General features: G+C 60.2%; 5 protein-coding genes. 2 read left to right on the top strand and 3 right to left on the bottom strand.

Annotated elements, in window-relative coordinates; translation table 11 throughout:
* Nucleotides 1-696 precede the first annotated feature (696 nt).
* Nucleotides 697-915, top strand: coding sequence for a hypothetical protein (locus tag FV242_RS32250; protein ID WP_147941778.1), 219 nt, complete (start codon nt 697-699; stop codon nt 913-915).
* Nucleotides 916-1,063: 148 nt separating this feature from the next.
* Nucleotides 1,064-2,494, top strand: coding sequence for a phosphomannomutase (locus FV242_RS32245; protein WP_147941777.1), 1,431 nt, complete (start codon nt 1,064-1,066; stop codon nt 2,492-2,494).
* Nucleotides 2,495-2,686: 192 nt separating this feature from the next.
* Here FV242_RS32245 and FV242_RS32240 read toward each other — a convergent pair whose 3' ends face one another.
* From FV242_RS32240 to FV242_RS32230, 3 genes are all read right to left on the bottom strand, one after another.
* A complete protein-coding gene (locus FV242_RS32240) occupies nt 2,687-3,931 on the bottom strand; it encodes a capsule biosynthesis protein (RefSeq protein WP_147941776.1) in 1,245 nt (414 codons plus the stop codon).
* Nucleotides 3,932-4,579: 648 nt separating this feature from the next.
* Nucleotides 4,580-5,017 carry a response regulator gene (locus FV242_RS32235; protein WP_147941775.1) on the bottom strand — a complete coding sequence of 146 codons (438 nt, stop codon included), beginning with the start codon at nt 5,015-5,017 and terminating at the stop codon, nt 4,580-4,582.
* 31 nt (nt 5,018-5,048) lie between these two features.
* Nucleotides 5,049-5,564 (bottom strand): GAF domain-containing protein, encoded by a 516-nt coding sequence (locus FV242_RS32230; protein ID WP_147941774.1) that lies wholly within the window; start codon nt 5,562-5,564, stop codon nt 5,049-5,051.
* Nucleotides 5,565-6,089 lie beyond the last annotated feature (525 nt).

Raw genomic sequence — 6,089 nt, 5'->3', positions numbered from 1 at the left:
GTTTATAAATATTCTCAATAAATAATTCTGATATTTTGACAATTACTTACAAATCCTGCCATCTACTCGGGCAGTTGAACTAATTCCTGACATCCAAACCTCACTGCTTAAACCCACGGGTATAATCGGCCGGCTTGATCGGCATTTCGATAATGCCGACCTGAGACAACACGAAGGATAGTCGCCAAGGCATGTCACGACAGGGACGACCGTCGTCCGTCCCGCCAAAGCCAAGCAAACGCTAGATCTGCAACAAAACAACCTTGCGGCAACGCCTCTCGCCCCGGCAGTCTTTTCTGTGGTTTTTGGCAAAACGAACCCAATATCTATCGCGAGATTGACGCCGTCCGGGGGGGGGCGAAGCGGAGCCCTACAAGCTGCCCAGACCATCAAAGCGCTCCATGCCCATTTTGTAGCGTCCGGCGTTCAGACAGCAGCTTTCCCCTCCTAGTGGCGAGAGAGCGAACGGCCTCAGAGAATCTTACAATGAATTCGTCCCTCGTGAGCCGCACTTAAGCTCACGACGACAACGAGGAATTTATTTGCGAGACTGTCTCTGTCACAGGGGACCGATATGGCCAGGGGGTTTTTTAACTAAAGATGGCAACACGTGAAGGCAGGACAACAACATTTTCAAATCTCTGTCGGCCGAAAAAGCCGGTGTAATTTATGCGGAGTTCACGCAAGGAGACTTAGATGTTGAAGAGGATACTCGCGCGTACCATGCCTTTGCCGAAGCAACCACAGACCGACAAGCCTGAGGATGCAGACGCGATGGAGGCTAATGCCTTCTTCATGGCGGCTGCCGCCGCCATGCCGCCCCTACAGCCGCCCGAGGCAGTCAACGATGACCCCATGGCCAGCGTTCATGAGATGGTCGCGTACGCGCTGGCACATGCTGGCTACTTGCGCTGAGTGCGTCCGCGCAAGCCGGGGAAGCGCATATGGGGCACAATAGTGACCGCGGCGAACCCCTCAGCTTTGTGACCAGGCGTTGTGAAGCGGCGCGATTCACGGCATTAGTCGGCTGAACGCCTCCCAGCGCCAGGCCGATGGAAACGCCGTGAGCAGTCTCAAATTCGGTACCAGCGGCCTGCGGGGTCTCGTAACGGACCTCGTGGGTTGGCCGAGCTACGCGTACGCGCGTGCATTCTTCCGCTCTGTCTCGGTGGATGGCAGCCGCCGCCAAGTCGTGATCGGACGGGATCTGCGCGACAGCAGCCCGGGCATCGCCGAAACGGTCGCGAGCGCTGCGGCTGCGGCCGGGTTCGAGGCGATCGATTGCGGTGCCCTCCCGACCCCGGCCCTCGCGCTCGAGGCAATGCGGCGTGGTGCCTACGCCGTCATGGTCACGGGCAGCCATATCCCGGAAGACCGCAACGGTCTGAAATTCTATCGTCCCGACGGCGAGATCACCAAGGACGATGAGATCGCCATCCTGGCTGCCCTGGGCGACATAACGCTGATCGGCCAAGTGCCGACATCCGCCACCGCAACCCCAGAACCCCACGCGGTCGAGCGCTACCACCGGCGCTACAGCGATGCGTTCTCGCCCGAGACGCTGAAGGGCATGCGCATCGCGGTCTATCAGCAGAGCTCGGTCGCGCGCGACTTGATGACCGAGTTGCTCGCGAGCTTCGGGGCGAACTTCGAGCCGATTGGCCGTTCGGACACGTTCGTGCCGATCGATACGGAGGCGCATCGGCCCGAGGACATCGCCTTCATCGCCAAGGTCATGGCGTCGGGCGATTACGACGCGCTGGTCACCACCGATGGCGACGCGGACCGGCCTCTGGTGGCCGATGGGGCGGGACGGATCGTGCGTGGAGACGTGCTGGGGCTGATCACCGCGCGCTTCCTTGGCATCGACGCGGTCGTAGTACCGGTCACAGCCGGCTCAGCGCTGGAGCGGTCCGGCGGCTTCAGTCAAGTTGTGCGCACCAAGGTGGGCTCGCCCTACGTCATCGCCGGCATGGAGCAGGCAAAGGCGGCCGGGGCAGGGGCCGTTGCCGGCTTTGAGGCGAACGGCGGCTTCTTGCTTGGGTCGGACATCACCATCGGCGGCCAGAACCTGGGCGCCCTGCCCACACGGGACGCGATGCTCCCGATCCTGGCCACACTCACCGCGGCGCAGCAGGCGGGCACCTCGCTGGCGGATCTCGTCGCATCGTTAGACGTGGGCGAGATGGCGAGCGACCGACTTCCGAACACGCCCTCTGAGCAAAGCAGCGCATTTCTCGGCCAGCTCGGCGATGAAAGCTTCCGAGCCCAGTTCCTCCGGCCAATCGGTTCCCCCCACGAGGTCGACCAGCAGGACGGGATCAGGATCGGCCTCGACGGCGGACGGACAATTCATTTTCGGGCCTCGGGCAATGCCCCTGAACTGCGATGCTACGCGGAAGCCAAGTCGGCACAGGACGCGCAAGCTCTTGTTCGGTGGGGACTAACGGCGGCAGCAGCCTCCATGTCCGAACAAACAGGCCCATCTAGATAAAACAACGTCAGTTATTTACACACCGGATCACATTATATTTATTGCCTCCCATATCATGATTAAGCTAATTTTATTAGATAATCATATATTTCCGGTCAAGTATTTTATACCGAGTGAAATCGCACCTCATGCGCTCTAACGTAGATAATTTATTTTAAATAAATCCGGTGAATATTTTAAATCGCACACCATTCAGCTCATCATGGTCCTCCTAGTGAACATGGCTGCCGCAAAGAAAACGGCAGCTCCGGCAGAGACCAAGCTTATCATCAAAAGGCGCCGAGGCTCCGTGGCGGAATCTGCCTTTATCGGTGCAGTGATCATGTTGAAAAACTGCGGCTGCCGAGCGACCAAGATGCGTGCTCGGTCAAACGCCTTCCGAACCTCTTCGGCGTATTTGACTGCGCTTTTCCGCTCATGATCGAGGGCCTCGAACCGCGTCAGTGCGCTTGCGAGCTGACGTTTCTGGTTTGGATCCTGGCCTGTAGCCTGCCGTTCGATTCGAGCGATGTTGTCATCGAGATCTCTGATCTGCTGCTTGATATCGATGATCCGACGAGACTCTGGGCCGAGATCTCGCTGGCCGATCGAGAGCTGAACGGCCAAGTTGATGCGGGAGCCTCGCAGCTCTGAGACGAGCTTGAGATTGGCCTCGTTGGATTTTTGAGCATCGAGCAGGCCTTCGCGATTGCGCAGATCCGTTTGAGCGAGGTCAAGCTTAGCGACGCGATCCTCAGCGATCTTCAGTTCACGCGTGCTCTCAACCAAGGCATCCTCACGTGCCCTCAAACTGAGGTTGCCCAGCATCTGCTCGGCATCCTTCAGGATCGCTTGTGTGATCGCCAGGGACTCGTCTGGATCAAACGCCTCTACCGTCAGTCCCATGATGCCCGAGGCGGACTCGACATCGATGGACACCCGCCGCTTCCAGTAGCGAAGAGCTTTCTCAATCGGCTTCTCAGGGTTGAGCCGGGACGCGAAATCGACGCTGTCGCGGCCGAACCATTCGCGGATCGGCAGCTGGGCCTCGATCTGCTCAAGCATCGGCCGGCTCAGGATGTATTCCTGGGTGATCAGCGTGTCTTGCGCGATCGTCGAACTCACCACGCCGACACTGGTGCCAACCGCATCGGGCGCCGCCTTATCGGCCGTGCCGACCGAGGGACGGATGGCGAACTTCACCTCGGTCACGTACCGATCCGAGGCGATCAGGCCATAGTACAGCGCCCCACCCAGCGTCGGCAGCACGAAGCAGACCACGAACAGGATCAGGATCCAGGGATCGCTTTTGACGTGGCTCTGGTAGGACGTCACACCCTTCTTGCGGTCCCGGAAGCTGGGAACGTTTGGTAACCGCTGCAGGACCGTGGCGATCGCTTTTTGATTCTGAGGGGCGGCGATGGGCTGTCCGCCGGCCTTCCGAGCTTCCATATTCATGGACCAGTCCCTGGCGCTGGCGATCCGCAAGGTTTCGAGACTCGGCCGGATACCGGCGGCCTCAGTGCGGCTGTGCGCATGGGCAGTCCCATCAGCTCGCGGCAAAAGCATGTCGGCCCTAGCGCGATCAGGTCCGCCCCGATCTCGATGGCGTGATGGATCTCCGGGATGGTCAGGAGCTCGCCCATGGATGTGAAACGCAGAGCGACATTCTCGTCGTCACCGTTTCCCAGGCATCCTGGTCCGGGACAATCCCTGCGAAGCCGTACTCTGACGGACCCGATCGATCAGTACCTCTGCGGCCGTCGCGGTCAAAAGCTAGGCCTTCGCCCTCGGCCTCACCAGGGCCTACTGCGCCCTGATGTCGGGGAAGCCGCCCCTTTAAGGAGGGGTTGGCCAGTAAAATGCCGGGACGGCTCTCGAGGCGATGCGCAGCACGGAGCGACCCGACGCGTTGGCCGGCCATACCCGGGTCATTGGCGGTACGAAGATAGAGGCAGTACGGCAGCGTGTCGGTCGTGGTTCAGAAGCCCGTGCCAGCGACTAAGCTTGGCCCGCTCGCCTCTGGTAGCCCGCTCGAAGGCGCGGTCATGAACCGAAGTGGACGTTGGCGCGGGCAATTCGATTTCGCCATGAAGGCCGACTCGGCTAATCCATCACCACGACGGTCGGCCGTGAGTGATCCCACTTGCCGTGAGGAAACGCGTGCTTCCTCTCCACCGCGGCAGCGATCTGCGCGCTCAGATCGGCTGGCGTAAACGGCTTCAAAAGCACGCCATCGACGCCGGCCTCGCCCGCCGCTTCCACCATCTCGCCAGTTCGCGAGGTGGTCATCACGAACGTCAGCGCCCGATTGTCCGTCAGCCTCCGTACCAGCATGATAAATGCGGTGACGCGCATCGGACCGACCCGCGCGTCGATCACCGCGATGTCGGGTGCGGTCGCCTCGATCTGCCCGCGTGCGGTGAGGGTGTCGAAGGCGACATCCGAATTCGTCAGACCGGCTGAGCCGAAAATTTTGGCCACGAGGCGCGCGACCGCTACCTGACCATCGACGATGATAACATGTGCGTCCGAGCGTAGCATCGCTCAAGCCTCCTGTGGCAGCGGGGCGAACTCAGACACGCTGATGTTCGGCAGAACGCGCGGCTTGCCGGACCCAAATCTCGCCCGCGACCCGGTCAGCTAAATGTCGCAACGTGGGGACGTCGATCTCATCCGCAGCGCGCGGGCGCTGATCGATGATGCACAGCGCACCGAGACGGATGCCATCTCCGTAGTAGAGCGGAGCCCCCGCGTAGAACCGCACGTGCGGTGGTCCGACCACGAGCGGATTCGAGGCAAACCGCGAATCTTGCCGCGCATCGGGAACGATCAAGACTACGTCCTGTGCGACTACATAATTGCAGAATGATGCGTCTCGCGTCGTCTCACAAATGTCCAAGCCGACGCGAGACTTGAACCACTGCCGCCGCGCGTCGAGCAGCGTGATAAGCGCGACCGGCGCGTCGAAGGTCAGGGCGGCTTCTCGGCAAAGATCGTCAAGAGCGGGATCTTGCGGCGTATCGAGTAGGTCGAGATTTTCCAAAACGGCGAGGCGTTCAAGTTCATTAGCGGGAACAGGATACGTCATGCTGCAGAACTCGAACCGCGATCGTGCTCGACCGAGTCTGGGTCAATAGGGATAAGAAACAGTTAGGCGTTCCGAGGCGGCGACCTCGGCCTAACGACAAACTGATTGACGACGTCAACCAGGACCCAGAGCGACAGATGACGGAGCCTGAGGGAGGTCTGGAGGCAGAGAACCACTGATCACTGCCGACAAGCGTCCGGCCTTTATTTTATCCAGGATCCCGTCGGAATTGCAGTGGCGTGGGTTTTTTCCTCCCAGCGATGGAGGCCGAACTCAACAATCGTCGCCTGAAACGCCGCTCGTGGTTGTGATGTTGAGTTTGACGCAGACGATAGCGGATGCGGTTCAGACGAGGTGGGCGTTGCGGCACACCCAGGTCCTTCGTCAGGCGCCTCGATACGGGACTATCGGAAATTCCGTGTGTGAGCGGCGGGTTGAACATCAGGCCGCCATGGCCCGGGTGAAGCGCTCGCCGAAGATGACGGCGAACTGCGCCTTGGCCATGACCCACTCACGCGGGCCCAT

The organism is Methylobacterium sp. WL64, assembly GCF_008039945.1.
In the GTDB taxonomy this organism is placed as follows: Bacteria; Pseudomonadota; Alphaproteobacteria; order Rhizobiales; family Beijerinckiaceae; genus Methylobacterium.
The sequence above is the reverse complement of the archived record's forward strand: the minus strand, read 5'-3'. Positions and strand labels throughout refer to the sequence as shown.

Bases quoted from the DNA above. Each gene is read 5' to 3' on its own strand.
- FV242_RS32235 (WP_147941775.1), bottom strand. From the start codon at position 5,017: ATGCTACGCTCGGACGCACATGTTATCATCGTCGATGGTCAGGTAGCG.
- FV242_RS32230 (WP_147941774.1), bottom strand. From the start codon at position 5,564: ATGACGTATCCTGTTCCCGCTAATGAACTTGAACGCCTCGCCGTTTTG.
- FV242_RS32250 (WP_147941778.1), top strand. From the start codon at position 697: ATGTTGAAGAGGATACTCGCGCGTACCATGCCTTTGCCGAAGCAACCA.
- FV242_RS32240 (WP_147941776.1), bottom strand. From the start codon at position 3,931: ATGAATATGGAAGCTCGGAAGGCCGGCGGACAGCCCATCGCCGCCCCT.